Origin of the sequence: Sulfolobus acidocaldarius DSM 639, assembly GCF_000012285.1 — an archaeon.
Lineage (GTDB): Archaea > Thermoproteota > Thermoprotei_A > Sulfolobales > Sulfolobaceae > Sulfolobus > Sulfolobus acidocaldarius.
Genome location: NC_007181.1, coordinates 413,707 through 439,980 on the forward strand (window position 1 = coordinate 413,707; position 26,274 = coordinate 439,980).

At 38.9% G+C, this 26,274-nt stretch carries 35 protein-coding genes, 2 tRNA genes and 1 pseudogene; 15 read left to right on the plus strand and 23 right to left on the minus strand.

What is annotated here, in order from left to right; all coding sequences use genetic code 11:
* Nucleotides 1–186: 186 nt before the first annotated feature.
* Both SACI_RS02400 and SACI_RS02405 read right to left on the minus strand, forming a co-directional pair.
* Nucleotides 187–1,041 carry a hypothetical protein gene (locus tag SACI_RS02400; RefSeq protein ID WP_011277405.1) on the minus strand — a complete coding sequence of 285 codons (855 nt, stop codon included), beginning with the start codon at nucleotides 1,039–1,041 and terminating at the stop codon, nucleotides 187–189.
* 134 nt (nucleotides 1,042–1,175) lie between these two features.
* Entirely contained in the window at nucleotides 1,176–1,622 is a 447-nt protein-coding gene (locus tag SACI_RS02405; protein WP_011277406.1) for a hypothetical protein, read from the minus strand.
* 144 nt (nucleotides 1,623–1,766) lie between these two features.
* Between SACI_RS02405 and SACI_RS12020 the strand changes: the two genes are divergently transcribed.
* Nucleotides 1,767–1,919, plus strand: coding sequence for a hypothetical protein (locus tag SACI_RS12020; protein WP_011277407.1), 153 nt, complete (start codon nucleotides 1,767–1,769; stop codon nucleotides 1,917–1,919).
* A gap of 73 nt (nucleotides 1,920–1,992) precedes the next feature.
* On the opposite strand, the gene SACI_RS02410 is transcribed toward SACI_RS12020, so the two are convergent.
* Both SACI_RS02410 and SACI_RS02415 read right to left on the minus strand, forming a co-directional pair.
* Nucleotides 1,993–2,976, minus strand: coding sequence for a hypothetical protein (locus SACI_RS02410; RefSeq protein ID WP_011277408.1), 984 nt, complete (start codon nucleotides 2,974–2,976; stop codon nucleotides 1,993–1,995).
* Nucleotides 2,963–3,424 carry a conjugal transfer protein gene (locus SACI_RS02415; RefSeq protein ID WP_011277409.1) on the minus strand — a complete coding sequence of 154 codons (462 nt, stop codon included), beginning with the start codon at nucleotides 3,422–3,424 and terminating at the stop codon, nucleotides 2,963–2,965. The genes SACI_RS02410 and SACI_RS02415 overlap by 14 nt, the downstream gene beginning before the upstream one ends.
* Nucleotides 3,425–3,564: 140 nt before the next feature.
* Here SACI_RS02415 and SACI_RS12025 point away from each other — a divergent pair, with 140 nt between their 5' ends.
* The 3 genes from SACI_RS12025 to SACI_RS02425 all read left to right on the plus strand — a co-directional run bounded on the left by SACI_RS12025 (nucleotide 3,565) and on the right by SACI_RS02425 (nucleotide 5,189).
* Nucleotides 3,565–3,723 carry a hypothetical protein gene (locus SACI_RS12025; protein ID WP_011277410.1) on the plus strand — a complete coding sequence of 53 codons (159 nt, stop codon included), beginning with the start codon at nucleotides 3,565–3,567 and terminating at the stop codon, nucleotides 3,721–3,723.
* Between the two features lie 251 nt (nucleotides 3,724–3,974).
* Nucleotides 3,975–4,154, plus strand: a complete 180-nt coding sequence (locus SACI_RS02420) for a hypothetical protein (RefSeq protein WP_011277411.1) — start codon at nucleotides 3,975–3,977, stop codon at nucleotides 4,152–4,154.
* A 39-nt stretch (nucleotides 4,155–4,193) separates the two neighbouring features.
* A complete protein-coding gene (locus SACI_RS02425; protein WP_011277412.1) occupies nucleotides 4,194–5,189 on the plus strand; it encodes a transposase in 996 nt (331 codons plus the stop codon).
* On the opposite strand, the pseudogene SACI_RS12360 reads toward SACI_RS02425, so the two are convergent.
* Nucleotides 5,186–5,389: pseudogene (locus tag SACI_RS12360) on the minus strand (transposase); the annotation flags it as partial. The gene SACI_RS02425 and the pseudogene SACI_RS12360 overlap by 4 nt on opposite strands.
* 228 nt (nucleotides 5,390–5,617) lie before the next feature.
* On the opposite strand from SACI_RS12360, the gene SACI_RS02435 reads away from it, so the two are divergent.
* On the plus strand, nucleotides 5,618–6,169 hold the full coding sequence (locus SACI_RS02435) for a conjugal transfer protein (RefSeq protein ID WP_230937879.1): 552 nt from the start codon (nucleotides 5,618–5,620) through the stop codon (nucleotides 6,167–6,169).
* Here SACI_RS02435 and SACI_RS02440 read toward each other — a convergent pair.
* Entirely contained in the window at nucleotides 6,166–6,453 is a 288-nt protein-coding gene (locus SACI_RS02440; protein ID WP_011277414.1) for a hypothetical protein, read from the minus strand. The two genes, SACI_RS02435 and SACI_RS02440, sit on opposite strands and share 4 nt — an antisense overlap.
* Before the next feature lie 111 nt (nucleotides 6,454–6,564).
* Here SACI_RS02440 and SACI_RS11495 point away from each other — a divergent pair, with 111 nt between their 5' ends.
* Nucleotides 6,565–7,071, plus strand: coding sequence for a hypothetical protein (locus SACI_RS11495; protein WP_147127836.1), 507 nt, complete (start codon nucleotides 6,565–6,567; stop codon nucleotides 7,069–7,071).
* Here SACI_RS11495 and SACI_RS12030 read toward each other — a convergent pair.
* A complete protein-coding gene (locus tag SACI_RS12030; RefSeq protein ID WP_011277417.1) occupies nucleotides 7,068–7,223 on the minus strand; it encodes a hypothetical protein in 156 nt (51 codons plus the stop codon). The genes SACI_RS11495 and SACI_RS12030 overlap by 4 nt on opposite strands.
* Nucleotides 7,224–7,384: 161 nt before the next feature.
* Between SACI_RS12030 and SACI_RS02455 the strand changes: the two genes are divergently transcribed.
* A complete protein-coding gene (locus tag SACI_RS02455; protein ID WP_011277418.1) occupies nucleotides 7,385–7,807 on the plus strand; it encodes a hypothetical protein in 423 nt (140 codons plus the stop codon).
* Between the two features lie 188 nt (nucleotides 7,808–7,995).
* Here the strand turns inward: SACI_RS02455 and SACI_RS12035 are convergent, their stop codons facing one another.
* On the minus strand, nucleotides 7,996–8,151 hold the full coding sequence (locus tag SACI_RS12035) for a hypothetical protein (RefSeq protein ID WP_011277419.1): 156 nt from the start codon (nucleotides 8,149–8,151) through the stop codon (nucleotides 7,996–7,998).
* 161 nt (nucleotides 8,152–8,312) lie between these two features.
* On the opposite strand from SACI_RS12035, the gene SACI_RS02465 reads away from it, so the two are divergent.
* On the plus strand, nucleotides 8,313–8,732 hold the full coding sequence (locus SACI_RS02465) for a hypothetical protein (protein WP_011277420.1): 420 nt from the start codon (nucleotides 8,313–8,315) through the stop codon (nucleotides 8,730–8,732).
* A gap of 36 nt (nucleotides 8,733–8,768) precedes the next feature.
* Here the strand turns inward: SACI_RS02465 and SACI_RS02470 are convergent, their stop codons facing one another.
* Complete coding sequence (locus SACI_RS02470; RefSeq protein ID WP_011277421.1) at nucleotides 8,769–10,232, minus strand: hypothetical protein; 1,464 nt, start codon at nucleotides 10,230–10,232, stop codon at nucleotides 8,769–8,771.
* Nucleotides 10,233–10,344: 112 nt separating this feature from the next.
* On the opposite strand from SACI_RS02470, the gene SACI_RS12165 reads away from it, so the two are divergent.
* From SACI_RS12165 to SACI_RS11530, 3 genes are all read left to right on the plus strand, one after another.
* Nucleotides 10,345–10,557, plus strand: a complete 213-nt coding sequence (locus SACI_RS12165; RefSeq protein WP_230937878.1) for a hypothetical protein — start codon at nucleotides 10,345–10,347, stop codon at nucleotides 10,555–10,557.
* 70 nt (nucleotides 10,558–10,627) lie between these two features.
* Complete coding sequence (locus SACI_RS02475) at nucleotides 10,628–12,139, plus strand: helicase HerA domain-containing protein (RefSeq protein ID WP_230937877.1); 1,512 nt, start codon at nucleotides 10,628–10,630, stop codon at nucleotides 12,137–12,139.
* Nucleotide 12,140: 1 nt separating this feature from the next.
* The gene (locus tag SACI_RS11530) at nucleotides 12,141–12,404 is read left to right on the plus strand and encodes a hypothetical protein (RefSeq protein WP_011277422.1); all 264 of its coding nucleotides are present in this window, start codon (nucleotides 12,141–12,143) and stop codon (nucleotides 12,402–12,404) included.
* On the opposite strand, the gene SACI_RS02480 is transcribed toward SACI_RS11530, so the two are convergent.
* The 4 genes from SACI_RS02480 to SACI_RS02495 all read right to left on the minus strand — a co-directional run bounded on the left by SACI_RS02480 (nucleotide 12,362) and on the right by SACI_RS02495 (nucleotide 15,768).
* Nucleotides 12,362–13,033, minus strand: a complete 672-nt coding sequence (locus SACI_RS02480) for a hypothetical protein (protein ID WP_011277423.1) — start codon at nucleotides 13,031–13,033, stop codon at nucleotides 12,362–12,364. The two genes, SACI_RS11530 and SACI_RS02480, sit on opposite strands and share 43 nt — an antisense overlap.
* 79 nt (nucleotides 13,034–13,112) lie before the next feature.
* Nucleotides 13,113–13,916 (minus strand): integrase, encoded by an 804-nt coding sequence (locus SACI_RS11535; RefSeq protein WP_015385446.1) that lies wholly within the window; start codon nucleotides 13,914–13,916, stop codon nucleotides 13,113–13,115.
* A gap of 221 nt (nucleotides 13,917–14,137) precedes the next feature.
* A complete protein-coding gene (locus SACI_RS12315) occupies nucleotides 14,138–14,269 on the minus strand; it encodes a hypothetical protein (protein ID WP_015385447.1) in 132 nt (43 codons plus the stop codon).
* 137 nt (nucleotides 14,270–14,406) lie between these two features.
* A complete protein-coding gene (locus tag SACI_RS02495) occupies nucleotides 14,407–15,768 on the minus strand; it encodes an ATP-binding protein (protein ID WP_011277424.1) in 1,362 nt (453 codons plus the stop codon).
* A 71-nt stretch (nucleotides 15,769–15,839) separates the two neighbouring features.
* On the opposite strand from SACI_RS02495, the gene SACI_RS12320 reads away from it, so the two are divergent.
* Nucleotides 15,840–15,974, plus strand: coding sequence for a hypothetical protein (locus SACI_RS12320; RefSeq protein ID WP_257719734.1), 135 nt, complete (start codon nucleotides 15,840–15,842; stop codon nucleotides 15,972–15,974).
* A 784-nt stretch (nucleotides 15,975–16,758) separates the two neighbouring features.
* On the opposite strand, the gene SACI_RS02500 is transcribed toward SACI_RS12320, so the two are convergent.
* Nucleotides 16,759–16,832, minus strand: a tRNA-Met gene (locus tag SACI_RS02500).
* 131 nt (nucleotides 16,833–16,963) lie between these two features.
* Between SACI_RS02500 and SACI_RS02505 the strand changes: the two genes are divergently transcribed.
* Nucleotides 16,964–17,036 (plus strand) — tRNA-Asp (locus SACI_RS02505).
* An 888-nt stretch (nucleotides 17,037–17,924) separates the two neighbouring features.
* On the opposite strand, the gene SACI_RS02510 is transcribed toward SACI_RS02505, so the two are convergent.
* The 7 genes from SACI_RS02510 to SACI_RS02535 form a co-directional block, all read right to left on the minus strand.
* Nucleotides 17,925–18,224 (minus strand): transcriptional regulator, encoded by a 300-nt coding sequence (locus SACI_RS02510; protein ID WP_011277425.1) that lies wholly within the window; start codon nucleotides 18,222–18,224, stop codon nucleotides 17,925–17,927.
* A 10-nt stretch (nucleotides 18,225–18,234) separates the two neighbouring features.
* Nucleotides 18,235–18,798 carry a hypothetical protein gene (locus tag SACI_RS02515; RefSeq protein ID WP_015385449.1) on the minus strand — a complete coding sequence of 188 codons (564 nt, stop codon included), beginning with the start codon at nucleotides 18,796–18,798 and terminating at the stop codon, nucleotides 18,235–18,237.
* A complete protein-coding gene (locus SACI_RS02520) occupies nucleotides 18,795–19,496 on the minus strand; it encodes a SagB/ThcOx family dehydrogenase (RefSeq protein ID WP_230937875.1) in 702 nt (233 codons plus the stop codon). The genes SACI_RS02515 and SACI_RS02520 overlap by 4 nt, the downstream gene beginning before the upstream one ends.
* 5 nt (nucleotides 19,497–19,501) lie before the next feature.
* A complete protein-coding gene (locus SACI_RS02525) occupies nucleotides 19,502–20,806 on the minus strand; it encodes a YcaO-like family protein (RefSeq protein WP_011277428.1) in 1,305 nt (434 codons plus the stop codon).
* Entirely contained in the window at nucleotides 20,785–21,495 is a 711-nt protein-coding gene (locus tag SACI_RS02530; RefSeq protein WP_011277429.1) for a hypothetical protein, read from the minus strand. The genes SACI_RS02525 and SACI_RS02530 overlap by 22 nt, the downstream gene beginning before the upstream one ends.
* Before the next feature lie 8 nt (nucleotides 21,496–21,503).
* Nucleotides 21,504–21,635 carry a hypothetical protein gene (locus tag SACI_RS12325; RefSeq protein WP_011277430.1) on the minus strand — a complete coding sequence of 44 codons (132 nt, stop codon included), beginning with the start codon at nucleotides 21,633–21,635 and terminating at the stop codon, nucleotides 21,504–21,506.
* Nucleotides 21,636–21,807: 172 nt separating this feature from the next.
* Nucleotides 21,808–22,467 (minus strand): hypothetical protein, encoded by a 660-nt coding sequence (locus tag SACI_RS02535; protein WP_011277431.1) that lies wholly within the window; start codon nucleotides 22,465–22,467, stop codon nucleotides 21,808–21,810.
* 115 nt (nucleotides 22,468–22,582) lie between these two features.
* Between SACI_RS02535 and SACI_RS02540 the strand changes: the two genes are divergently transcribed.
* Together SACI_RS02540 and SACI_RS02545 are read left to right on the plus strand one after the other, a co-directional pair.
* Nucleotides 22,583–23,320: a hypothetical protein gene (locus SACI_RS02540; protein WP_011277432.1), complete on the plus strand. Its 738-nt coding sequence runs from the start codon at nucleotides 22,583–22,585 to the stop codon at nucleotides 23,318–23,320.
* Nucleotides 23,317–23,943 carry an ATP-binding cassette domain-containing protein gene (locus SACI_RS02545; protein ID WP_230937990.1) on the plus strand — a complete coding sequence of 209 codons (627 nt, stop codon included), beginning with the start codon at nucleotides 23,317–23,319 and terminating at the stop codon, nucleotides 23,941–23,943. The genes SACI_RS02540 and SACI_RS02545 overlap by 4 nt, the downstream gene beginning before the upstream one ends.
* 555 nt (nucleotides 23,944–24,498) lie before the next feature.
* On the opposite strand, the gene SACI_RS12365 is transcribed toward SACI_RS02545, so the two are convergent.
* Nucleotides 24,499–25,434 (minus strand): MFS transporter, encoded by a 936-nt coding sequence (locus SACI_RS12365; protein ID WP_338057621.1) that lies wholly within the window; start codon nucleotides 25,432–25,434, stop codon nucleotides 24,499–24,501.
* Between the two features lie 166 nt (nucleotides 25,435–25,600).
* Nucleotides 25,601–26,200, minus strand: a complete 600-nt coding sequence (locus tag SACI_RS02560; protein ID WP_011277437.1) for a radical SAM protein — start codon at nucleotides 26,198–26,200, stop codon at nucleotides 25,601–25,603.
* Nucleotides 26,201–26,274: the final 74 nt, after the last annotated feature.

Sequence of the window (26,274 nt, forward strand, 5' to 3'; positions counted from 1 at the left end):
ATGACTGACCTAAAGGTAAGACTCTTGTCCTTTAGAATGACCATAGTTGAATTTTTTCTCAGTCAACCGGGGAGTTAATTCAAAATGGTTTTTCATCAGGCTAAGGAAGACCAAGACCATGATCTCATAAAAATGGGAAAAGGCTAGTCTGAGACTAGATTTTTAAGGGTAATGTTAAGCCTCAGCCTATTTTTCTTTTTCCTCAGCTTGGTTGGTCTCTAACAGAGATCTGACCTTTTCTTCTACCTCAGAAATATATTCGTCAAACTCGTCCGACTTATAGAGCTTACTTATTTCTTTTTTAAGCTCTACCAAGTTTTCTAATATTTCCTTCTGATGATCTTTTACATCTTTCAAATACTCCCAATCTTCATCAGTTCTACCCTTAGTAAACCTCTTTATGTAAGCGTTTGTCAAAAACGCTGTATAAAGAAGGTAATCAAACAACTTTTGATTACCAAGGTCTAGCATGCTCAGTATTTGGTCTAGTAGGTAAGGTTCATCTATGAGTGTAGAGATTATCAGTTTTTGCTCATCAGACAATTGCTTACAGTATCCCTCAGCCTCCTCTGGTGGTGAAAGTAAGCACAATCTCATCAAGTTAAGTATTCTATCGTTTAGATTCCTCAGACTGAAACTATTTACTAAATCCTTTCTAATATTAAGCAATTCGTCATATCTTCTTTTCTCAGGTGGTTTAGTTATATATTCCTTTACTCTTCTATATAACCTTCCTAGTTCTCGTTGTTTTAGCTCAAACATCAGCTTGCTAGTCGTAGATAGAAGTTCAGCTATATGGGACTTCCCTATAGGGTCATGTTTAAGTTTTTCCGCAATTTTCTCTTCATTTACAGCGTCCTTTACTAAGTTGGTAAAGCTGTTTATGACATTCTGAACTAGCCTAGGGAACCTTAAGTGGGCTTTATTACTAACAGAGATAATAGAGACGGGGAGTAGTATTAATACCCCATAGCCGGCCAAAAAAGCCTTAGAGAAATTCTCATAGGAAGACGCTATGTCCTCTATCTTTTTTTCCTCCAAAGCTTCAACATCTGTTATCTCGCTGGCCTTGGTTTTAAGGTACTCATAAGTGGCTATCGCACCTTCTGCGTTCTTAATTGCATCCCTAATATAACTGTAAAACAGAGACTTCTTCCTGCTAGGCTGACTCAGCCTTATTTCCCTCTCAATATCTTATCCCGTATAATGGAGTAACTGGTATACTCAGGATAACGATAATAGACGTATTTTAAAATCTCGCTCCTACTTTTCCTTACCCACTCCCTAAAGAAGTCCAATACTTTTTTGTCTACTCCCTTTATTTCCATGTCTTTAGCTAATACATATTTCCTCCTCACTCCTACCACAAAGCCAGTTATCATATCCTCCACCGGGTCTTCCTCCACGCTCACTATTCCTGCGTCAATAAGCTTGTTTATTTTATTTTGCAGATACTCAGAGTAAGGGCCAAAATAAAAAGGCTCAAATCCTAATCCTAAATCAACACCTCCTTCCTTTTCTAACAAAAAGAATATCTTCTGGAGCTTTGTAGCAGTTACCTCAGCATTTTCCTCCTTTGCCACCTTAAGGAGGGCAAGGATGTAATTGTCAACAGTGTCCATAAATGCCACCAACTAAAATATAGTTTACACTTTAAGCATTTATTTTTTAATACGGGGTCTTCATCGAAACTAAATAGAAAACTATGGAGTTAATTTAACACCTCATCCAAATCCTTTTTATACACTCCCAATGAGTTTACACATATGAAGATTGAGAAGAGAGAGGGTGAAGAGGAAGTAGACATAATCTTTGAGAGCAAGGAAGATCTAGAGGAGTTTAGACAACTACTTATTAAGAAGTATTATGAGCTTAATCCCGACCGCAAACCTCCTTATGGGACCCAATCCTCCAGATAATCATGAACAGTTTTCGTCTGGCTTCCTGCCCGCCCTGAGGGGCGAGGCTTGTCTCATCTTTGTCAGAAGCTTCCTATTTTTCCTCATCTTGGTCAGTCTTTAGCAAAGACCTAGCCTTTTCCTCAATATCAGCTAAGACTTCGTCAAACTCATCGTTGTACGCTATTTCATATAAGGCATCACTAACGTGTTTTAGGTTATCAAGCATCTCTTTTTGGTGATCCCTAAGTTCTTCTAAGTATTTTTCGTCCACATCTTCCCTACCTTCGGAATACGCAGCAATCCCGCTTGCGGCATGCGCTAAATATGCCGTATATAGTAGAGTGTCGAGGAGCTCATATACGCCTAAATCCATTATGCTTAGAATTTGATCCAAAAGGTAAGGTTTATCTAACAAAATTTTCAAAACTTTCTTATCCTTTTCGCTCAGTGCCTGACAGTATTCAGCAGACTCTTCAGGATAGGACAGTAAGCATTCTTCCAATAGGGAAGTTACCTCATTGCTTAACTCTCTAAGCGTAAATGAAACTGTAATTTTCTTTCTTAGGTCTTGAAGTTCTTTATAATTTCTATCTTTGGGAGGCTTCTCTATGAATCTATTTATATCGTCAAACAGTTTCTTTAACTCGGTCTGCCCCAGTTCATTTAACAACTCGCTAGAGGCTCTAAGTAGTTCCACTATCTTAGATCCTCCTACAGGGTCGTGGCCCAGCTTTTTCTTTATGACCTTAGGCGAAGTTCCCTGCCTAATTAACTCTCTAAAAGAGTTCTCTATTCTCTGAAGATGTCTAGGAAACCTCAGATTAGCATTTGAATTCACAGAAAATATTGCAACTGGTATAAGTATAATAGTGCCATAAGTAGAAAGCAAAGCCTTTGAGAAGGCCTCATAGGCCCTTGCTATACTAAACATCTTTTTCTCTTCGAGAGAACGGACATCCTTTACCTCTTCAGCCTTGTTTTGTAACCTATCATACGCCGCTTGGGCCTCTTCAAAAAAACCTATGCCATCTCTAACAAAGTTGTTAAAGATCGACCTCTTCTTACGCGTTCCCAATAAGTTTTCCCCTAATCACCTTATCCCTTATTACAGAGTATCTAGTGTAGTCAGGGTAACGTCTGTAAACGTAAGTTAGTATTTCCTGTCTGGGCTTGGATACCCACTCCTTGAAGAACTGTATGATTTCATTCCTTACATTATCCACTTTGACGTCATTTGCTAGTACATACTTCCTCTTTATGCCTATGGTGAGCCCTGATATGACGTCTTTGACCTCTTCTTCCTCAACGTCGACCATACCGAGCTCAATCAGACTGTTAATACGGTCTTGGAGTAGCTTTGAGTATGGTCCAAACAACCATGGTTCAAAGTTTAGACCTAGATTAACTCCTCCCTCCTTTTCTAACAAAAAGAATATCTTCTGGAGCTTTGTAGCAGTTACCTCAGCATTTTCCTCCTTTGCCACCTTAAGGAGGGCAAGGATGTAATTGTCAACAGTGTCCATGAGTATATCACCAACTAGATGTTTTCATTTTAAGTATTTATTTAAAGATGGAGTCTTCCTCAAAACTAAATAGAAAACTATGGAGTTAATTTAACACCTCATCCAAATCCTTTTTATCCACTCCCAATGAGTTTACATATATGAAAATAGTAAAGAGAGAAGGTGAAGAGGAAACTGACATAATCTTTGAGAGCAAGGAGGAACTTGACAGATTTTTTGACGAGCTTATTAAGGAAGCTGAGGAAAGGGAAAAGGCTAGAAGTAAACCTTCTCATGAGGATAATTCGTTAAAGTTTTAAGTATAGAAGATAAGAATAATAGTGGGGCGGGTCAGCCTAGGTGGACTCTTCATCGGATCTGCGTGTCAGCCATTCATCACCAGACCCCGCCCCGCCAATTCTACTTCTGTAAAAACACATTTGAAAATCTTTCGCTTTCTTATTTTTATTATCTTTAATATCGTGATTGTAATAATATTACAAAATGAGGAAAGCCTCGCCTTTTAAGGCGGGGTAAAGGTTTTTTAAGTCTAAGAAGCACCTTTTCTTTCGTGGCACTCCCCTCTGGTGAACTTCGTAAAGATGAGGAGTGGGAGCCGATCATTACTCCCGCAATACCAGAGGGTAGTGTCCGTACAATCGTAGTAAGGCTGTTCCCTAACGGATACCAACAGAGGAAACTGAGGAAACTAGCAGATGTAACTGTAAAGATGTGGAACGAGATCACTTAAGAGAGAAGACAGCAGTTCTTCCAAGGAAAGAAAGTAGACTTGAACGGAACGTGGAAGAAGTACTATGAGAAGTACAAGAAGGTACTAGGAGTAAACGCTCAGGCCGTTCTTCAAAAAAAAAACAACGAGGCTTGGTCTTCGTTCTTTTCGCTACTGAAGAACAAGGATAAGCTACCGTTGTTCATGAACCATGTTTCACCACCCGGTTATTGGAAAGAAGACGGAAAGAGGAAGCTGATCCTTGTGGTTAGGCAAGACCGCTATAAGGTCGATGAAGAAAGACACGCCTTAATCTTAAAGGACTGGAAGATGGAAATACCATTCTCAGGGCGTCTTAGGTGGTCTGGTGTACAAGGTAGGCTAGAAATTCATATTATTAATAACAGGTTTTATGCATACATACCAGTTGACGTTGGCAGAGTCGTAGCTAAGAGGAGTGGTAAACTAGTAAAGGACTCCCTCATTATTCACGGTGAGAGGGGTAAAATACAGATATCCTCACCTAAAGGTAACAAGGTAGCGTCTGTCGATCTCGGTATTAACATGCTGGCTACCGTCATAGTTGACGATGGTACCGTTCTCTTTTACCGTGGCTCTGTTGTTAAGAGTGACTACTTCTACTTCCAGAAGAAGATTGCTGAGCTGGACAGACTGAAGAGTGAGGCTGAGAAGATCCAAGAAGTAGAGGCTAGGGAAGAGGTATTAGAAGAGAGGAAAAGGCTCTTCAATAAACTATACCGTAGACTTCTTCATTACTACAGAACTTTAGCGTCACACCTAGCTAAGGCGTTATGGAACCTCGGTGTCTCGACGGTGTACTTAGGCTACCCATACTTTATTTCTCAGGACAAGGGCAATAAGTTTACTGTGAACATATGGTCTTACCGCAAACTCATCGAGGCTATAATGAACAAGCTTCATGAGTACGGTATAAAGACGTTCCTAGTTGTGGAATATAATACTTCTAGATATTGTGCTTACCACGACGTTGAAGTAGTAAGAAAGCCTAGGGGTCTGACCTCCTCCCCGCCCTAAAGGGCGAGGGTTCCCCTAGGGCGGTTCATAGGTTTGTGGTTTACCACCTTCATTTTCATCGCTTCACAGCTAGTGGGCAGAACCCACCCCGCTCCGCTCGTCCAGCGGTAGACCACTGGCTGGGTCTTCAGCCATTTTACCCCTATCCCTTGGGTGAGGTTACCCTCACTCCACCCTCCTTGGGACTCAGGGGTATGTATAGAGGGCATGTGTAGAGGGACACATATATTGGCTGACCTGACTAACTTTTACCTTATGGGCTTCCCTCTACACAACAACACTTTCCTTTCACAAATAAAAATCTTTACCCCGCCTTAAAAGGGCGAGGCTTGTGGCTCTTTTGTCATTCCTAATAATATAACAAGTAATACAAATAGACCTAAGGCTCTCATTTTTACTCAAACTATACTATTTTAAAACTGGATAAGATGATGGTAAGTGTTTACTTTACCATATTGATGTCAATTTCTTTAATGGTATTCTATGAGGCTACGATGTATAGGCTTGTAAAGAATAGTGTATACTTGTATCGTATTAATAATGTAGAGGTACGTTTACTTGATAGGGGCGAAGAGAACGCTATATATGTAAACACTCTACTCCTCAAGAAGAAAATTATCCTTCTGAAGAGAGACCTCCCTGAAACTATACTTAAGCATGAGTTGGGCCACGTTGAACAAGTCAACATATACTATTTAGGATTAATATTAGCGCCGTGGGTGGCGTCATGCAATGTTCTGCTCCTTATTCCACTGGCCTTTACGATTAAGGCCATTGGGGTTTACTTGGAGTATAAAGCAGATAAAGCGGTGGGTAAGCCCCTTAAGTTCAATGATCCTAAGCCACGACCTAAAAGTAGACTGAAGAGGCTTTACGCATGGATATTAGAAAACCATCCACCTGATTGGGTAAGAATGAGGGAAGACTATTTGCAAAAAAACATTGTAACTTTATTTCTGAGAGACATACTTAATGGCTAACTCCTCCTTAAGCTCCTTACCCTCCTGTACTCCATTATGCCTCCGACGAGGGCGGCAAACCCAAGTATCCCCAGGAAGTCGCCTATATAGGAAGCGTCGTTGCCCAGTAGCGATTTGAATGAGCTGTCGAACGTAGATGCTATCGAGCCCCCTAACATCGCTAGGCCTGCCAGTATCCCTCCCATCGCTCCGTCGTGGTTGCCCTTCCTGTACTGGAGCACTGGGGTTGCTATTTTTATGGCGCCCTTCCTTACTGCCGACACTATTTTGTTTAGTAGCTTCATCTTGCTTCAGAATGTATTGTTTTTAAAAGCTGGTAAAGTGGAAACAGAATGAAAGAAGAGCGGATCGGCTGGATTTATACTATCAGCTCACTCGAAGAGAAGAGCTTCCCGTTGTGGATTAAGCAGGTCAGTCTGAAACAGTTGGCAGTAATCTTCCCTAGTGCACTGCTTGCGTTAATATTCTTCAGCAAGAGCATACTTATTGCAATGGCTTCGCTGATCCCAGCAATTTACATCATAACGTATGACGAAAAGAGTATGGACGAGTTCCAGTATGTCTACCACTTCGTTAAGTTCTATTTGCTAAACCTAATAGCACCTAGCGAGAAGAAAGAGAAGAAGCTGAAAGAAGAGAAAGAGAAGATCGTAGAGGGGAAGACTACGAAAAAGAGCGTGAGCTTGAGCGAGATAATTGCAAAGTATAAGCAAAAAATGTTGATGTACAAGAAGAGGGTAATAAGGGCAGGGGTAAGCGGAACGACCCTTGCCGTGTTGCTCATTTTAGTTGCTAGAGACTTCATAACAATAGCAAGTAATCTGATGTATTTGGTCGCGGTCTCTATCGTTATCGCCGTTGCAATTATAGAGTTCCTTAGATCCATTTACGGGAAGATCTAGTCAGATTTTATGAGCTCTACTTTTCTTCTTGACTTCAGACCTCCAGCACTCTGCGGGTCGTTAAGATAGATCAATAGCTCCATAGGATATCCTTTATACTTTCTCGCCAGCTCTACTATTTCTTTAGGGTCTTTCACTTTGATTACATACATATGCTATTATTAACTTCTCAGTTTTTAACGTTTAACTATCCGTGAGTTAGCCCTAAAATTAAGGGCAACTCCCCGGGAGTTTAAGGGGGGAGTTAAAGGGAAAAATAACGCCAGCTCAAGAAGAGCTAAACGTTTAAATTTTTTGAATAGAATAGATAATTATGGGAATGGAAAGAGAATTTAGATACAATGAATTGGTATTTCTGAATCAGCTCCAGACTAGGTATCAATTATTTACTTCGAGAGTGATGCAAGGGCTATACGCAGTAAACCAGGAGGGCATTTTCTTAGCGAAGAGAGGCAAGACAGCGAAGCAGAGGTTCCTAGGAAAAGGTGGTGATATAGTAGTAGCTGAGAAAGTCGCTGACTGGGGCGAAGTTAAGTCAGTCATCGTTATGAATGTAAGGCAAGAAAACGTAGCCAATAGGCCTAGTCTAACTTTGAATATCTTATCGCCAGTCTACAAAGAGATCGGCGACTGGCGAGTAATCTTGAAAGACGGCAGAGAAATAGTAATACCTAATGTTGATGACCCGTACAATAAACTAAATTATGTAAAAACAAGGTTTAACTTGATGTTTTGAGCTTTTTTACATGTAGTTGCGTCTTCTTTCTTCTTCACTGACCTCCTCCCCGCCCTAAAGGGCGAGGCTTTCGTCACTCTGTAATAGCAAGTAACGTTGCACTTTTACTCATAATCTCTCTGGTTATCGGTATAACAATAGTAGAATTGTTGAGAAGCATTTACGGAAAACTGTGATCAATCCTCTGATCAATCAGCTCTTATTATTTCAACTTTCCTTTTTAGCCTTAAGCCCCCTATGACCCGAGGGTTATTTATGTATAAAATCAGCTCCATCGGGTAGTCGCTGTACTGCTTAGCCAATTTTATTATATCTTTTGGGTCTTTTGCTTTTACGACAAACATAAGCTAATTATTGTGTTGCAAAATTTAAACGTTTAGCTGGCGTTGAGCTAGCCCTAAGATTTAGGGAAGCTCACCTTGAATTTGAGGGGGAGCTAAAGGGAAAATAAGGTATAGCTCAAGAAGAGCTTAAGGTTTAAATTTCTGAAAGAGAATGGATAATTATGGGACTGTTTGATAAAATTAAGAACAGAGTGGCTGACGCGTACTCACAACAAGACAGGTGTCTGAATCCCTACCCGTACCAGAAATCATTAGATTCATTCTTAGGCACGTTTGAAAGAATGGGCAGAGCATTCACATATGAAAAGTGGTACTGGGACGAGGAGGGATTATTTACTGGAGGGTATGGGATAGTTACAGGCAAAAAGGTAGAGAAAAGAATTCGATGGGATGAAATACAAGACATCGTGCCAATGAATGTGCAAAGCATTTCAGCATACGGCCTTAACCTTGCTGGTACCTCTAAAACTATAGGGGATTGGGTTGTAGTACTCAAGAACGGCGAGAGGGTTATGATTAGATATGTTTTGGATCCAATAAATATGGCTGAAGCTTTCAAAAAACTATATCTTAAATCTTAATAAGAAATAGTACTAACTTTCCTCTTCTTGTCCTTATTAATGTTGACTTTTCTCTATTTGTGACTGGATTTTAGAGTGTACTTTTGATACTAGTCCACTTCCTGAACTCAGCTCAAATGCTAACAGTGCGATAGTAGATATACTCTCGATACCGAGTACAACAGGTAGTAAGAATAACATTAAAGTACCTGTTAGGCCAAAACTGACAAGTATTGCTAAAGTGAAAGCGAGTATAAGCCCTGCTAGCATCATGCTGATCAGTAAATTAATCGCCATGAATGCTATTTTTCTAGTCCACTCGAAGATCCAAAGGGACGCTAAAAGTGGGATTAGAGAGACTATCGCTAGCATCACGCTCCATCTAAACGTAGCTATGGCCAGGGCGAGAAATATGAAGATCATAAGCCATGAAATCAGATAGGCGATGTCGTTGGCGAAGAACGGAATTGTCGCTAGTCCTCCCGTCAATGCTGTGTACAATATCGTCCCGCTGGTGAGCGAAATTGAAGCTATCCCCAGATTAGGCCCTGCGACTGAGTAGATTATCGCGTTTATGAAGTTCGCCGCATACGTATAGATAGTAAGCCCTGCGCTCGTGAACAGCCCCCATACGCCTAGCTTGTAGATTATATCTTGTGCTAGGTCGACAAGGTCGTAATAGCCCCCAGTGAACGCGTTGTAGGCCACTGAGAACGCTAAGAACAGTAACGCTAGGCCCACGCTGAATTTCTGCACGAGGCTGAAGTAACTCTGTGTCGTCTGGCTCGGTGCAGGCGAGTACAACAGCCAGTCTAGGGGCGTCGAGAACAGTTGTAGCAATGGATAAATGAGCGCCTGGAAGCCTGCTGTTAATTTGTTTATAACGCCAGTTATTGCATTTGTTATAGCGTTTGTAATCCAGTCGAGAATTCCAGGCGGATTACTTACAGTAACTGTTAATACTCCAACACCCTGCGCAAAGTTCTGTTGATTACTAACTATTGCAACAACTATGTACTTTCCTGTTCCTGTGAAAGTAATTGTTATCTGTCCTAATGTAGTAGTTTGGTTAAGAATTACCGAACCGTTATAGTACACTAGCCAGTCTATAGACGCTGGCATTGATGGGCTCCATGTAGCATAGTACGTCGCCGTTGCCGTATGCGTGACCGGATCTAGATATAGGTCAGTAGGTCCTGACACCTGGACATTAAGCTGAACTAATGCTATACTTACGCCGTACTGTTGCGTATTTATATTCAATATTCCTAACGCCCCTGCCACGATTAAACTTGCAGCAAATAACGTAAGGGCATATCTCTGATCATACCTATTCGCTAATATAGCTAATAATAACAACAATACTGGAAGTGCTGTTTGAAGTGTAGTAATGAATCCTGACAGGCCTCCAGATCCTCCGCCTCCTCCTTGTGCACGAACTATTATGTTACCTCCGCTAAGTAATGCTGGAAATAAGAATAGCACAAGAAATATAATCCCTACTATTTTCTTCCTATCCACTTTTCCTCATCTTATCCATTTTTAAAAAGCAGTATCTCGAGAAGCGATGTTAAGTTTAAAGAAAGTTCAAAAAACTCCCCAGTTAACTACAAAAAAATTGAAGTTCTATCGTTTGGAGCCTGTGCCGTTCTTCCTTCTCTCTGAAGAGGATAGGGATCTAAAAAAACGAGAACTTGCAATTCTGCTTGCAAATGCAGATGAAGGTTACATTTATATCTCTAGAGAACCAGGCATTTTCGAGTTTGAAGGTTCTAGGTTTAACATAATTACAAACACATACGTGCTAGCAACAAAAAAAAGACCTAAACCTCGAAACTATAGATGAAATTAAAAGACCTAACGTAAAGAAAGAGTATGCAAAATATGTTGAAACAAGCGATGGCTTTGCTAGGGTATTGGTTTCATATGCCTTCAGCACCATCATCCCTGAAGGTGCATTAGGTCTTCTTGAGTTAAAGAATATTCCTAAACGACTCGAAATAGTCCTGCAGTTTAAGAAGTTAGATGAAATGAAAGTGAGGTCGTATTTAACAACATTAGTACTAAAACAACAAAGGATGAGTAGGTATGCTTCATCAAGCGTCCAGATCGAGCAAATGGTGGCAACATCTCAGCAACTAAAGAGGGAAATAGATGAGCTTTCAGCAATACCACTTCAGTTTAGGTTCTTATTTATAGTCCATGCCCACACACAAAATGAACTTGAGGCTATAACAAAAGAGCTAGCACAAAAGGTTCAGCAATTAGGAATTAGAGTTGATACTCCCTGCTGTGCTCAGCATGAACTTTACGAGCTTGAGAGTAAAGTAGGATATAGGATAAGCAGCAATATAAGCCTCTCAAAGTTCTATCCATTAGCAGGGCTTCAAATTTTAGAGCCTAACGGGATCTTCCTAGGAACTGATGAGAAGGGCAACCCCATAGTAATTAATCCTTACTCAGCCGTAAACGGTAGACAGAACCCTCATTGGGCAATAACAGGAACGACAGGTGCAGGGAAGACTACTACTGGTGCTGTTCTAATAGATAGGCTGAGGAAACTTAACAACGACATGATAGTAATAGTCGTTGACCCAATGGCAAACTACAATCAATTCTTCCAAAATGAGGCTGATTTTAATGTGGTCTTCAAAGATGGTGATAGCCTAGGTTTAGACCCTGTAAAGTTAGTTTATGATAATGTCGTAAGCTCAGGAAATATCGCTGATTTCGTAATCGAGAATTATGGGATACCTGCAAAACTGAGAGGTATATTAATATCACAACTAGAAAGGGCTAAGGACTTGAATGAGTTAATGGACAACTTAGAAGATTTAGCAAAGAGAAAGCATGCTACAGAATACAGGAAGTTAGAAAACTTCCTCCTCAACCTAGTGAGTGGTGCTGATAAGTATGTGTTTGCTGGGAATCCTGTTGATCTGAAGAATAAGAAGTTTGTAATCCTAGGGCTAAAGACTGATGACGCTAGGAAGAGGAGGCTAGCGTCTACCATGTTAATGTTATACGCTTACATAAATAAGCTCCCTAGAGATGTTGAGAAACTTATCTTGGTCGATGAGGCTCACTTCCTATTTGAGTATCCCTCTATCGCTCAAATTATTGCAATAATCTACAGGACAGCTAGGGCATTGAGGACCAGCATAATCACGATGACCCAGCTCATACAACATTACAACATGAACCAATATAGCAGGGAGGCATTCCAGCTAGCTAATAACAAACTTATCCTTAAACAAGAGAAAGAGGCCTTTGATGACCTAAAGAACTTAATGCGTCTCAGTGACGAGGAAATACAATTCATCATCAAGAGCTCTAGAGGACAAGGGATATTGAGGACTGGGGCGATAACGACTAGGATCCAAATACAACTTACTGAGAAAGAGAAAGAGAAATGGAGGACTGAGTAGAATGCCTGAAGAAATAAAGAGCCTGAAAGAGCTTTACAATATCGTAAAGCTCAAGGGGTACAACGCGACTCTTCTTGATGACATATTATTTATAGAATTGAAAGACAAAATGATAGCGATCACTGTGGTAAGGGACGTGTTCCTGGTCAGGTACTTCAACGATAAGGAAAAAGAGAACTACATCCTCCGCTCCCTGAAGACCGAGAACGTAGAGGCCTTAGTTCACAAGAACCTCAGTGGGCTCAATGCTGTCAGGCTGGAATAAGTGATCCATTCGTATTCTTTCAAAATCAACTTATTCCTCAGCTTGTAGTCCTGCGAGTACTTCTTAATTAGTTCTAATTTCTCGCGCGTCTTTAACTCGTGGAAGCCTGGGTAGTATTTACTCAGCAAAGTGTATAACTCCTTAGCTTCTTTTCTCTTCTCTTCATCAAGTTTGTTGAAATATAGTTCTAGTGGGTCTATCCTCATGCTCCTGAGGAGCTTCTTCCTCTGCCTTATTGCGTAGGCCCCTATCCCCTTCTGCCTCAAGAACTCCATGTACTCCCTGTTGACGCGCCTCCCGTGTTTTTCTAAGACGAACTCAAAGATTGCTAATAATAGTGCGGGATCCTGTTTCTCAAATTTCGCTAATATATGATAGAATAGATCTTTCTCTTCATCACAAAGCCTCGATAGAATGTATTGCAGTATAATATCTTTTGTACTCTTCCTATGCAGCTTTGTATTCGTGTCTCTTTTTTCTCTTTTTGAAGAATAATATTCAATTGCAGAGAAGTCAGTGTATGAGTTATTATTAATAATAGGTATATCTTCATCTATAATTTCCCCCGTACAACTATTTACTCTAAATCCTTCTGGATTAATAATAATCTCGCATTCTTGGGGGGTCACATTTCTCGTGATTTTAAAAGATGAATAGAAGTATTGTGGTGGGGAATAAAGTATTACCTTAAGTTAACTGGGGAGTTAACTAAGGAAAATTCTGCTTAACCCACTCGGCGTACTTCTTATAGTGTTCTCTCGCTATACCGAATAGCGAGACGTAGTGTCGAGTCAACACACGCGTAGGTTTTCTACCCTGAATGAAGTCAATAACATCAAAGGGTATGCCTAATGTCGCCATTTGCGTTGATACGAACTTGCGGAAGTACTTCGGGGGTATTAGGCCTAACTGTTTTACGTATTTATCTACATAAGGCTTCTTTAGCTCCATCCTCATGATTGGCATCACGTGGAAGAGGTAGAATGAGCCCTTACTCCCTCTAGTCCAATTAAGCTCATAGTAACAGATACCCTCACATACATCCTTAGTGGCGTCATACTCGTTCATCACTCGTAAAACTTCTGCCTCCCTCAGCCCCGATTCCAAAAGTAAGCGGAAGAAGAGTGAGAGCTTCGCGTTACTGGATACTTTAGCTAATGTATCCTTAATTTGCTCAACTGAGGGGATTCTCAAATCGGCCCCCGTCTTCTTCACCTTCAGCCCCTCTGGCGGTTCCCGGCCTAGGACTAGCCTGTAGAAGTTGCGCCACGCCTTTACGCAGTTATTCGATTCCTTACTCCCTCGCTTAATGCAACTAATATACCTCTTAATTGTATCTTCAGTTAATCCTTTTCTCTTTAGTTCTAATTGAAATTGTATCAGTTTAGAATCAGAAAATTCAGAGTTGTTAGAAGACGTAGAATTAAGGTCACTTATTCTAACTCCATTCAATTCTAGACTTGATTCTAGGCTTGGGGGCGTGGGGGGTATCCCCCACTGCGGGCCTGTCAAGCCCGTGACCCGGGTTCAAATCCCGGCCGCGGCACTACTTTTACACTAATTGAAAGAGACTCTATTTATAGAACTTAGCATACGTAACTTTAACCAGTTAGAGTTGCAACTATTCGCTTTGAGGCAAAAAATCATTAACCTCGGATTTACTCCAGCATCTAGACCAACAACATGCCCAGTAAGCTATCTCAATTCTTCCTAAACTTTCCTTAGCCTTCTTATTATATTTCAACAGCTTCAAATAAGCTTCCCTCTATCATCGTATAGACTTTCGGATTAGTAAAAGCTTCTATAAGCTTCTTATCACGGCTTACTGTATAATTTATCATATCTTCCCTAGTCTCAATCATCATTATTAGTAATTACATTAGTGTTTTTCAACAGTTTTCCTGTAATTAACTACCGCTTTGTAAGGTGTGGGCATTACCCATATGCATCATCTGGGTTTAGCATAACGAACTTCTTGCTGCCGAATCATTTCTGAATAAGCTTAGTAACCTTGTTTTATCCTAAGTGTTTGTGTTAACTTGTTAAGATCAAATGAAACATCAGCGTCACAGTTCTTAAATGATTTAGCAAACACTCCGTAGTACTCGTTCTTTTTCCCTTCTTGATTCAATTTACTAATGATTCTTCTCATCTTATTAATCAGTGGCTTACAGTCCACATTATCTGACCATTTTACTTCTGCCATAAACAAGACGTCTTTCCCCTCAGCTATTATGTCGACTTCCTCTCCCTTATGCAGATACTTGCTTACATATTCATATTTAAATGGTAAAGGTATTGTCTTATTTCTTATTAACTCCCTTATCAGCTTTTCAAACTTTGAAGAGAAATACTGTTCTAAGTTGACCCTATTCATCACCTCTTCAACCCTATCGATCTCAAGGTCGCTGACATTCTCATATACAAATCTAAACCAGAAGTCAAAGAAGTTATCCTTAATTTCCCACCAACCTCTCTTCATCCCATACGGTATAACCCTTTCTACAATCTCATTCTCCTCTAACCTGTCTAAATAGCTTGTTAGATTACCCTTATCTAAACCCGTTACTTCTGATATTTTGCTCACTGTATTATAACCTTGTGAAACAGCCCTTAATATGCTGAGGTAGACCCTTTGTTCCTTAAACTCCTCCCTGAGAAGATAAAGGGGTTCATCATATAGTACATTCCCCTTCTTCATTATCTTGAACTTTATATTTTCCTCTACACTGAGTCTAGGGTCAAGTTGAAGAATGTAAAATGGTATTCCGTCCACGGTACTCCAAATCTTTATCAGTTCTTCTATATCCTTATTACGGAAAAAACTTGAGAGGGATGGAAACGGTAACGCAGATAACTTCCAACTGCCCGTCCTTCTTCCATAGAGGGGCGATTTCGTAGATAACACCTCATTCTCCATCATCCCTACACTAGATCCTGTGATTAACAGGTAGATTTTAGTTGACCTTAACTTTTCGTCCCATGCCCTCTGTACTTGGGAAATTATGCTTCTGTCAGCCTCAATTAGGTATTGGAATTCGTCTATCGCCAGGATAACCTTCTTATCTCCAATTTCGTCCCCAAAGTAGATTAACAAGTCGTCAAACAAGACGTTAAGTGATCTGAAGTAGTTTTTACCAGTAAAGCGAGCAAAGGTTTCTTTAAGTCTATTAACGTTATTTTGTATTCCATCCGTCGTAGACAAATGATATATTGCTTCTTTATCTTTGATAAATTGCTTAACTAACTCAGTCTTCCCTATTCTCCTTCTTCCGTAAAGTATGATGAATTGGGCTTTATCCTCATTGTATTTCTCTTCAAGAAACTCTAGCTCCCTTTCTCTGTCAATAAATTGTTGTATCATAAAAATTATAATTTAGATACAACTTTATTAGCTTATATTTTGTGTTATAACTTCATAGAGGGCTCGCTAGATTGAATTTATTAAAACTACAACAACTTGCTGTGGGCTTTACGAGACTGATAGAGAAGGGAACCCAAATGCTAAAGAGGATTCTTGGAAGTAAAGATTTACGTGGGGAAATCTTAATTACTGAGAGAATTAATTGATGGTGTTGACATCCCTTAAAAATTCTAAAATTTATAAAACATAGCGATAATATAAGCTCAGGCAGCCGGGATATGCTAAGAAGATCTATACCTTTCCGAGCCCTGGCCCGGTTCAAATCCCGAACACTGCACTACTTTTACATGAATTGAAGGGAGTTCTCTTGCTATAGATTTTTACGTGAATAAAGGCTGAGGAAACTGTTAGTAACCCATATGTACTAGAGGTTAATAATGTAAAATGTAGAACTAATAAAGGAAAAGAAGAGAGAATTAGTAAAGAGGCCAGTAGAGTTACTAGGTTACCCACAACTCAATCAGATCACTGATAGTGTGTAAACTGGTTTAACATCTATATACATCTTAATAACGTAGTGATAGTTTGGTTGAGGGTAAGGAAATAAACTCTATTTAAGTTTACTCATCTCCATAAAATAATCCTCACCTAAAAACACTTATTTTTGACCTCAAAAAGGGAAAAATCAATTTATATTAAAGAAGCAAAATTGTTGTCAGCATATTTTACCTGGAATAAGAATAAATATAAATCCTTTTTCAAACGACCGGTTGATTCAGTATTTGTTAATAAAAACGTAACGGAGACTAAGAAAGATCATGCTATGTGAAATTATAATATTTCTTACAACTAAAGAAGGAATCTCGAATGTATATATGACTTTATAACTGAAATAATTAGTAAAAACTACATAAAACCTCTTACCACTTTCATCGACAAATTTCAAAAATGTATGTGAGGTGGTGGCGGGGATGTAATGTAGGGAAGCATTAGCGGCGCCTGGATTTGAACCAGGGACCTCAGGGTTATGAGCCCTGCGGGATACCAGGCTTCCCTACGCCGCTATTTTACCCCGCCATTTTTGTAATTCAACTTAAATCTAATTAAAACTTTCTACCCATATTACGTCACGTTAATTATAGGCGTAAGCAAGTAAAATTTAAATTATAAGATTTACAATACTAAATTGCCGCGTGCCGCGGTAGTCTAGCGGTCTAGGATGGGGGCCTGTCGAGCCCTTGACCCGGGTTCAAATCCCGGCCGCGGCGTTGTACTACATATTTTATATTCGTTCTCTTTAATATTACCTCGGTTAGACGGAAAGCTGAAAAACGAAGTAACGTAATGCATAGTTATCAAAACTTTATCATGGGATGCACTCAAGTTATTTTTGAGGAATTGATCAACATAACGAGATATATCGGCAGATTACTAACTGACTTTAAGAGCAAAATTACTTGACACATTTATTCTAACGTTCAGTATTACTGGATCGAGAAAAATAAGTCATTATAAACTACAACTTAGCTGAGATTACAAAGTGAGGAAAACCTCTCCCTTCAAGGCGGGGATGGAAAAGGTTTTTGGGTCTAGAAGTCAATATTGGAGTTAGATGGGAGGGGTTGTATGCACCTCTCGACTGCCCCTAAGGTGAGAGATGTAAGCCTGAATCAATGACGGAAACCGGTGAGCCACCAGGGGAAACATGACCTTTCAAAACGGTGAGGAAGTCAGTTTTTTCTACATAACCATAAGATTCAACTATACGTAACGTTTTCTCCCTCTTTTATAGTAGTGTACTTCCCAGACGGAATAGTGAGCTCTCCACGAATCATATACAGTTAAAGTTCTAACCTCATCTTGTGTATTAAGAAGATTAGGCTTTTCTATATAGAGAAATATCTATGTGTAAAAATTTTGTAAGAACACTGTTTATGCTCCTAAAGACTCACATGAAGCTCTGTCGAATAATGAAGTAGAGTTAAATGTGAAACTTTTATGAACGATAAGTGGACTTAGTGATTGGAAGCTAGTAAATAACAGAACCTTCCTGAGTAATTATTAAGTCACAAAGGAGTTTAGAATTTCAAAACTTGATCAAATCAAGAGGATTAAGGATGGTCGTCCCATTATAATAAGTGAATGGTCATCTGATGTTACTGAGATTTTCCTAGTAGTTTCAATATTTCTCTAGCTACTTTTTCTCCCTCCTCCGTAATTACTACTCTCATTCTTTTTCCACTAGGTGTAGGCATGTAGCTAATTTTCAAGTAGCCAGATTTATGCATAGCCTTCAAATGTTGATATAGCTCAGCCTTGTTAAGTCTAGTTGATTCTATTAAATCCTTAAACCACGCAGACTTAACGTAATACAATCCAAGTAGAATGCCTAGCCTGACAGAGACGTTAAGAGCCTTGTTGGACTTTATAAGATCTACCAACTTATCGAGCTCCATTTAAAGCACCTTACTCTTTTATAAGTAAATTATAACATAGTGATACAATCGCCATTCCAAGAGCAGACAAAGGCATATAGGGTACTAATGCTAAGAGTACTCCTTCGACAAGGTACGAGACGGGCAGAAGCGTGTCTTTTCTCCTTATAGTCTTTAAGATAAACCATAGATTAACTGACATAAACACTAAGTATGTCGCTACTAAAAAGAATGTTAAATATGACAGGATAGTAAAGTGCAACGATAGGTAAAATAGTAACAGTAAGACAGCATATCCGGCCAAGAGGAAAGTTCTAATAAAGATGCGGTCTCTAGCAGACCAAAAGATTTTATCGCTAATGTATGCCTGCCTTAACATTCTATAGGATAATGCCAAATAGATACCAGAGAAAAGCAAAAGTAATGTATTTAACAGTAATAGAGGTTCAGTCTTAACTATACTGTATACTATAAAGCCTGATAGGCTAGATATTCCTATAAAATTCAATATTCGTTTACTAGACATATATAAATAATAATAGACAATATTTCTTGCAATATTCAATGATTCCTCTACGTCTATTTCCTTTCTCATTCCTCTCCCACTACCAACATTCCTATAACTACCTCTCCTTTTTCCATTCCTACTCCTATCAGTTTATTAAAGAAATCGTCATTAAAACCTCCAATCGCAGATATTCCCAAACCTAGTGCAGTAGCTACTAGGTAAAAGTTTTCTATCACTATTCCGGTGTCAATCAGGGAAAATCTGGCTCCTCTATTTCCATATTTAACCATCGGCTTCCAGTATAAGCTAGTAAGGAGTATTATTAGCGGAACAAAGGTTATGTCAGGCAGTGAGTTCTTTATAGCTTGTAGCATTAGCTCTTCATCCAAGTCATTGCTGAGGACGTCTAGGGATCCTTCCACAGGGTCATAGTGATATACACCTTTCTCTAAGTCTGTGTAGAGCGAGATCAAGTACACCTCAGTTTCTGCCAGATTGCCAGCAGATGGGAACATTCTAAACTGAATTCCGTTTTCTATTTCTTTCACCCCTACAGAATACCATAGTAAGCTGGATATCTTGTTGAGGTTTATCCTCTCCCTCCTAAATGCCCTACTAGAGTGTCTTCTCTTCATTACCTCTTGGAAACTAACATTGATTTCTATGGGAGTTGGAAGAGGTATCTTTTTGACGTTGCCGTATTTCTTCGGTAACGAGTTAGGGAGTAAAGTAAAATTGAATATTTGAGTATCTAGATAAAACCTCTCAAAAGGATTCAAATTCACACCACCTACGGAAATGGTACAGGCTCTTCCACAAAGAGTTCTACATTGCTTAGGTTGAACTCTTTCCTGATTGTATAATATCTTTTGTGACCTAAGAAGGGCAGATTAGGGATATGTGCTGGAGTGAGGTCGGGTACTATGACTCTAACTAGCTTACCCTCCCCTAAGTACTTCTCGATATCAAAATCCTTATAAATTATATAGTAGTTTTTTCCTAGAATAATATCAATTAGACTTTTATAGGAAAGATTTTCTTCTCTCTCTAGTTCCTCATAAGTAATGGACTGTAGGCTTCTTAGGTACTCTACTAAGAAGTTTGTCTTGACAAAGCTGTAATAAAGAGGAACTAGACCAAAATCAGTTAAGTAGTCTGGTTTAAGGTTTCTCGCCATCTTAATCTCCTCATCTGTTATCTTGCTAAATGATGATATAGACTGGTATACCTCAAATACTGCCTTTCTTATAGCCTCCTCTAGCGTTATGTCAGCCCCTGCGCCGGCTACGTAAAGGTCGTTAATGAAACCTAGGCAGCCGACCACGAATAAACCTTTGAACTCGCCCGGAAAAGAAAGGCAAGTTATGTTCCTATCTTCTAGCACCTTTAACTTTCGCCTTATCCTCTCGGGCAATCTTATCCTCTTTGGAGGGATTCTAGATATCCAAGAAATGTTTATTGTATCCCTCTCAAGATACTCAAGTAGACCGTGGATAAAAGCGCTCTCGAAATCCTTATGAAATGCTAGACCCCCAGTCGTAGAGTAAGCTATAAGATCTTCACCAGGCCTTATCAAGTTAAGTAAATAAGTTATTTGGACGGGTATATATACGTCAGACCCTTTATAGTATTTGGCTCTTGTAAGACTGAGCATAACGTTCTCGTTATAATCTCTAAATATCAAAAGCTTCTGTAGTTGTTCTGTCGAGAAGAACTTGTAAGTTATTGGAAAGATTTCATACTTAGTCATGAGATCTCCTATTCTACCAAATATTATGCTTTCGTCGTCGAACAATGTAAAAGCCCCATAAAATCTTTCCAAGAATTCGCCTATTGCTCCTTCTAAACTCTCTTCTTCTGTGAACCCCTTACCTCCGGCTGGTACAACATTACTTAGGTATTTTAATAGAGGTAAAACTTGAGGAGGAGTCAGCACTTCTATACTGCTCCTGATCCAACCCTGTCCTATATGAGATTCTAATATATTATAATTTACGTAATTAAGCAATCTAGTGATAATAACGTTATCATACTTCTCAGCTACGTAACCGAAAACAGGGCCTATGAACTCGTTTATAAATTCTTCGAGGCGCACTTCGTGCACCCTGGTATCTTTAGGGGTGTATTTAGGATCATCTCTCCCTCTTTCACGTCTATATAGATAAGTTTTCCGTTATAATTCCTAGAATTAAGAAGGAGTTTAATAAACCCCAACAACAGATTTTCAGCACTAACATCTAGATTTGAAGTAGTTTTATAGATAATTTCACCACCTAATTTTACGTCCATAATTAGTTTGGAGTTCTTTAACCATACATAAATCTCATATAAGCATGGGGTCTTAGAGTCCATTACGTATACAAAGAACCTATAATAATCCATCGCATACCCTATCACTACCTTCTCAAACTTTCTACTCTTAAGTAGCGTCACAATTTCATCATTTTCGGATAATAAGTAGCTTATATTACTAGATATAACTGCTATCTTAGATTTGTCTTTGACTTCTTGAAATGATTTGATGACTCTAAAAGAGAACGGATCTAGGTTCTTAAAATTTAATGAATTTACTTTAAGGTAAATTATTTCATCATCACTAAGGATAAGCCTTAATTCCTCCAGTTCGCCTTTTTCTTTCTCATCAATTTCTCCGCTTAAGAATTTAGCCCATTCAGCCTCTTCGAATTCAACTATCCCAGAAGCTTCTGAAAACAAAACATATTTATTACCGTCTCTAATTGTAACAAAAAACGGAGATATCTTATACGTCCCGGCTCTCTGCATAGTCGACATCACCCACTAACTCTACCACCACCCCCAAACCAACAACCAAACCAGCAGCCAAACCAACTAAATAACACCCTTCCTTCAGAATATGCCTGGTATATCAGGTTTGCTCTCCTCACAGTATAATAAGCTCTCATACTACCATCCCCCGATATAAATTAGCTTAACTATACTATTAAATTGTAGATAAAGTTAAGGAGTTTTAACTATGTGATATATTTAAATTTCATTTCTTTTTGACTTATTAGACATGACATGAAAGTCGAAATAGTACACAGGAAAGGAATTCTAACTAAGCAAGTCAATTCCTTAGCATGTTGGTTTGGATGCTGGTGTTGCTGTGGAATAAAAAGACCAGACAGTAATATGTAGACCGAACAGCACTATGGCGGTTTCACATAAAATTTCGCTAAGAGAACCATTCTCTAGGGAGACCACAAAGTGCCAAAATATGTTTAACGAATCTCGAAAGATGTACGCTAGGATGTAGGGCACAACAACCACAAGCGGATAGATCCCCGTTAGGAGCCAGGAATTTAGCCTATACTTAGTTAGTACAGCAGTCACTAGGTTGGAATATGAGGTCATTGACAAAGAGACGAATGCTGAGACAGCTAGAGTTGAATAGAGGTTAAGTTTGTAGTTCAAGAAATAGAAAATTATCATAGCTAGTACAATATATATTAGAGATGAGATAATTCCTGCTAAATGTAAAATGAAAAGATATTTAGTTTTATTTAATTTACCGAACTTATTAAAGAAGATAATCCCAGTAGAATTATACATTAATACATAACTCACCCCTGTGCTGATAATGGTTATAATTGTAAAGCAGGAGAAACCAAAGAGGTAGGATGGTATGTAAGCGTAACTTATCAGTCCAAACATGAGACCTCCTTCAATGATATTGTATAGGGCAGGCCTGCTCACGGTGAGTTGTTTAAGGAGATAAATGAAGATACTTTTCATAGCAATTTTAGCATAATTTAAGCCTAATAAACTAGTAGTGTGGTTAACAACTTTTAACTTTCTCGACCCCTTATAATCCTTAACGTCAGCAATTAAGTTAGGGGTAATAAATTATATGGAGCTTGAGAAGTCGATGATAGTGAAGTTCACAATATCTCCTACAGCATTAATATATATGACAGGCATGATGCTGTTAGACAGTGTAGGACTCTATTTTGCATTAAGCTCTGTAAAGAACTTGGAAGTAGGAGCAATCTGGTATTCTTCTAGCGTCTTACTGCTCTCAGCGAGCATATCAGCAGGCTTTTCAAACACTCTCATATACCAGTCCTCGTCATTAGCTTATCTGATAAGATTCAGTAAGCTAAAGTTAATGAGATATGTGATAAGCCTATTACTTGGAGTCTCTGTGTCAGTAGTACTCTTCTCCCTCCTCTTTGGAGGCATCATAGCACCACTCGTCGCTAAGGTGGCTATTGGGGTAACTCATACCTTTGTATCCCTTAGCAATATAGTTCCCTTTACCATTTCAGCTTTGGTAGCTGGATTTTTCATAGTCTCATTAACATTTCTGGTTATAGTTATTCTACTCCTAAAAGTAGGGGCCAGAGCCTCTAATTACGTCTACATAATCTTCCTTGCACTATTGGTACTAACCCAACTATCCCCACAGACCTCCTCATTGAACCCTATTTTCTTAGCCGAAGATGCAATAACTCACTCAGTGATAAACCAGCACTTCAGCCCATACATCCTAGAGCTTCTGGGATTCTCTTTACTCCTGAGTTTTCTCAGTACTACATTACTCAGGAGGCTAGAGTCTCTTAGGCTAGAGGAGGTAATTTGGAAGTGAGTATCACGATAAAGGATTTAGTAGTGTCGCTTAAGGGAACTCGAATACTGAAAGGGATAAATCTTGTAGTAGAAAATACTGTAGCCCTCTTGTATGGGACTAACGGTTCTGGGAAGACTACGTTAATTAGAGCTATATCTGGTCTTATCCCTTATAGCGGATCAATAAAGATAAACGGCAAAGAGGTCAGGAGTGCGAAGAATCTTTTAGAGTACTCCACAAATTTACCAGAAGTTTATTTCATAGGAAACACTGTCCTTGATACTGCGAAGATAGTAGCAGAACTAAAGGGCGGTGACTTGAGAGAATTTCTCGAGTTAGTGGAAAGATTCGGCCTGGAAAGTAAGAAAGTTATCAATAAGCCTTTTTACAAGCTATCAACAGGGGAGAGGTCTTTGGTAACATTATCCCTTGCCCTCTTCGCTAAGCCAAGAGTCTGCACACTCGACGAACCGCTAGAAAATGTAGATCCACAAAAGCGGGAAAAGGTAATCAGAGTCATCAGGGAGAGAGTAAAGGAGGGAATAATAGTGACGCATGATAAAGACTTAGTCAAAGTGTTTAGTGGGACACCAGTATATACAATGATAGAGGGAGAGTTGTTTGAGGGTATTAAAGTCTAATAAGAAGACAAAGAGAAGTTCAGAGAGGATAGAAATAGCCTGCTGGGCCGGTTGTTGGTTTAGTTGCTGGACTTCACATGTACGTGATGATTGTGAAACTAAATAGTTTCTTTGGCTCCCAGATAATGTTGCTAAGCACATGTAAATTTGCTGACTTCCTTTAAGCACAAGGGGCTAATACTTATTATTTATTCACCTAGTCCGCTTGGCCTTCTTCAAACATTCATACTCTCTTTAACCTATGTAGAAGGTTAGCTTTTCATTCGTCCCCAACAAGTACTGATTACTAGTCCCTTATAATAGAGTACTTAATGTAGTCAGAGTAGCACCTGTAAACATGAATCAGTGTTCACTGACTACACGTTGATACGTTTGAAGGCTAACGAGTTAGCTGATAAGTTTGAGGAATCTAAGAAAAACGTCAGCGAAGTTTATAAAAATTTGTAAAATGACGTTAGTTAATGTTGTCTACTTTCACTTCAACGATTTTTGATCTCAAATCGAAAGTTGATGAAGAAGACCATAAGCCCATCTCCTTTAAATGTCAATCAAACTTTAGGAGCCTTTGTATAACGCAATTATGAACGCTAGCAATGACAAGATGATAAACAAAACGTACAAATAAAATAACAAGGTCGAACTAATCTGGTATAAGTAACCTGAAAATGCCAAGGTAATAGCTGTAGATGAACTTGATATTCCAGAAAGAATCCCAAATTTTACTCCCCTTCCTCCAATTTTAGCCACTTCCCCAAAAAACAGTACCTCCCATGCTATTGCTGAAAATACTAATAGAGCCATCATTAAAAAGCCGACAATTGTCGTCTTCGTGACCGTGAGTAAGTAGAAAGAGACCCCCTCAAGGGTGTACGCTGATATCAAGATTTTTCGTGAAGCAATTCTCCCTATTAATGGAGGAACAACTGTGTATAATAAGGTTTGAACCGAATAGAAAATTCCTAAGGTCGTTTTATCGAAACCAAAGTGTTCAACGCTGTAGATTATCAGTATGTAACTATCAGGTGACGCTACAAGAGAAAACAGACCCAAGGAGATGGATAAAATTACTAACCTTGTTTGTTTAAGTTGCCTAAGTGCCGAAACTATTCTGCGTTCAGTATTAATGGTTCCTTTCACTTCAACGATTTTCAATCTCAATACCGCACTAATTACATTAACGAAAGAGGAGATAAGAAAGGATAAGCCATTACTAACCAAAAAGGAGCCTAAAAATGGCCCTATAATACTTGGTATTGAGGCTACAGATAAGAATAATCCATATGTTTGGGCTGGCCTTTTAGACTCAGCAATTATTACTCTAGATGCTACCGAAATAAAGGTAGGAATTAAACCCAAATTCAGGATTATACAAGCTAGCGAAAAATCTCTTAGGCTATATGTTATTCCAAAGTACAGGCTAAAGTTTAGCGAGGAAGCTACGATAGTAAAGAAGAAAAGAATTAATCGAATAGAATATTTATCAGCTAAGATTCATGAAAATGGAGACGATACAATTCCCAGTAGTGTTATAATTGAATATATAATTCCTTGTAGTGTTACGTCTATACCTATTCTCAGGAGGATTAATGGTAGATAAAAAATCCACAGAGAGTTACCAAAGGTCAATAATGAAGTGGATAATCCTAGGTAGAAAAAATTATCTTTTTTGATCATTTCTATTCGACCTATGGCATCCTGGTATATCTTCCATCAAATCTCTAGTTAGTAAATACATAATGAACCTTGACCCTCCCCTACATAATGTTTTTAACTCACTATGGGAGCATTTTTCAGGATATTTAAACTCTTTAATTCTTCTTAATAAATCATTTTTCTCCCAAATTTCCTTTCGTGTTATTCTTTTTATATTGACTAGACTTAGCTCTGAAAAGCACGAAGCCTCTTCTTGCCCAAATACATCTCCACTAAGTGCTACTATTAAACTTTGCCCCCAGGTATTAGGTAGAGGTCTGAGTCCTTTCATGATTTCAACATCAAAATCAAATAAAATGCTTTCTTCATAACTGCTATTTAATTTATGTTTTATTTTTAGTACTTTGTCTATCTCTTTTTCGTCTGAAATAAGGAGAAGTTCGTAGTTAAAATATATATGACCCACTCTAAGTAGTTGGTGAGTTCCCACAAACTCGAATCCTATGTCAAATGCCCTTTCTATGATTTCCTCTACATAGTCTATATATGGCCTTATGAGTACAACCTGACCAGTTATAACTATTCTGGCGTTTGTAAAATTCAAGGCACTATTTAATCTTTTATTAATTTCCGCTAGAATAAATCACTTCTTTTAATATCTATCCATATATGAGATGT

What these genes read in the sequence shown, in the direction of transcription:
- SACI_RS02405 (WP_011277406.1), bottom strand. Translation starts at nt 1,622, where the DNA reads ATGGACACTGTTGACAATTACATCCTTGCCCTCCTTAAGGTGGCAAAG.
- SACI_RS12020 (WP_011277407.1), top strand. Translation starts at nt 1,767, where the DNA reads ATGAAGATTGAGAAGAGAGAGGGTGAAGAGGAAGTAGACATAATCTTT.
- SACI_RS02415 (WP_011277409.1), bottom strand. Translation starts at nt 3,424, where the DNA reads ATGGACACTGTTGACAATTACATCCTTGCCCTCCTTAAGGTGGCAAAG.
- SACI_RS12025 (WP_011277410.1), top strand. Translation starts at nt 3,565, where the DNA reads ATGAAAATAGTAAAGAGAGAAGGTGAAGAGGAAACTGACATAATCTTT.
- SACI_RS02435 (WP_230937879.1), top strand. Translation starts at nt 5,618, where the DNA reads ATGATGGTAAGTGTTTACTTTACCATATTGATGTCAATTTCTTTAATG.
- SACI_RS02440 (WP_011277414.1), bottom strand. Translation starts at nt 6,453, where the DNA reads ATGAAGCTACTAAACAAAATAGTGTCGGCAGTAAGGAAGGGCGCCATA.
- SACI_RS12030 (WP_011277417.1), bottom strand. Translation starts at nt 7,223, where the DNA reads ATGTATGTAATCAAAGTGAAAGACCCTAAAGAAATAGTAGAGCTGGCG.
- SACI_RS02455 (WP_011277418.1), top strand. Translation starts at nt 7,385, where the DNA reads ATGGGAATGGAAAGAGAATTTAGATACAATGAATTGGTATTTCTGAAT.
- SACI_RS12035 (WP_011277419.1), bottom strand. Translation starts at nt 8,151, where the DNA reads ATGTTTGTCGTAAAAGCAAAAGACCCAAAAGATATAATAAAATTGGCT.
- SACI_RS02465 (WP_011277420.1), top strand. Translation starts at nt 8,313, where the DNA reads ATGGGACTGTTTGATAAAATTAAGAACAGAGTGGCTGACGCGTACTCA.
- SACI_RS11530 (WP_011277422.1), top strand. Translation starts at nt 12,141, where the DNA reads ATGCCTGAAGAAATAAAGAGCCTGAAAGAGCTTTACAATATCGTAAAG.
- SACI_RS12315 (WP_015385447.1), bottom strand. Translation starts at nt 14,269, where the DNA reads ATGATGATTGAGACTAGGGAAGATATGATAAATTATACAGTAAGCCGT.
- SACI_RS02495 (WP_011277424.1), bottom strand. Translation starts at nt 15,768, where the DNA reads ATGATACAACAATTTATTGACAGAGAAAGGGAGCTAGAGTTTCTTGAA.
- SACI_RS02510 (WP_011277425.1), bottom strand. Translation starts at nt 18,224, where the DNA reads ATGGAGCTCGATAAGTTGGTAGATCTTATAAAGTCCAACAAGGCTCTT.
- SACI_RS02515 (WP_015385449.1), bottom strand. Translation starts at nt 18,798, where the DNA reads ATGAGAAAGGAAATAGACGTAGAGGAATCATTGAATATTGCAAGAAAT.
- SACI_RS02530 (WP_011277429.1), bottom strand. Translation starts at nt 21,495, where the DNA reads ATGCAGAGAGCCGGGACGTATAAGATATCTCCGTTTTTTGTTACAATT.
- SACI_RS12325 (WP_011277430.1), bottom strand. Translation starts at nt 21,635, where the DNA reads ATGAGAGCTTATTATACTGTGAGGAGAGCAAACCTGATATACCAGGCA.
- SACI_RS02535 (WP_011277431.1), bottom strand. Translation starts at nt 22,467, where the DNA reads ATGAAAAGTATCTTCATTTATCTCCTTAAACAACTCACCGTGAGCAGG.
- SACI_RS02540 (WP_011277432.1), top strand. Translation starts at nt 22,583, where the DNA reads ATGGAGCTTGAGAAGTCGATGATAGTGAAGTTCACAATATCTCCTACA.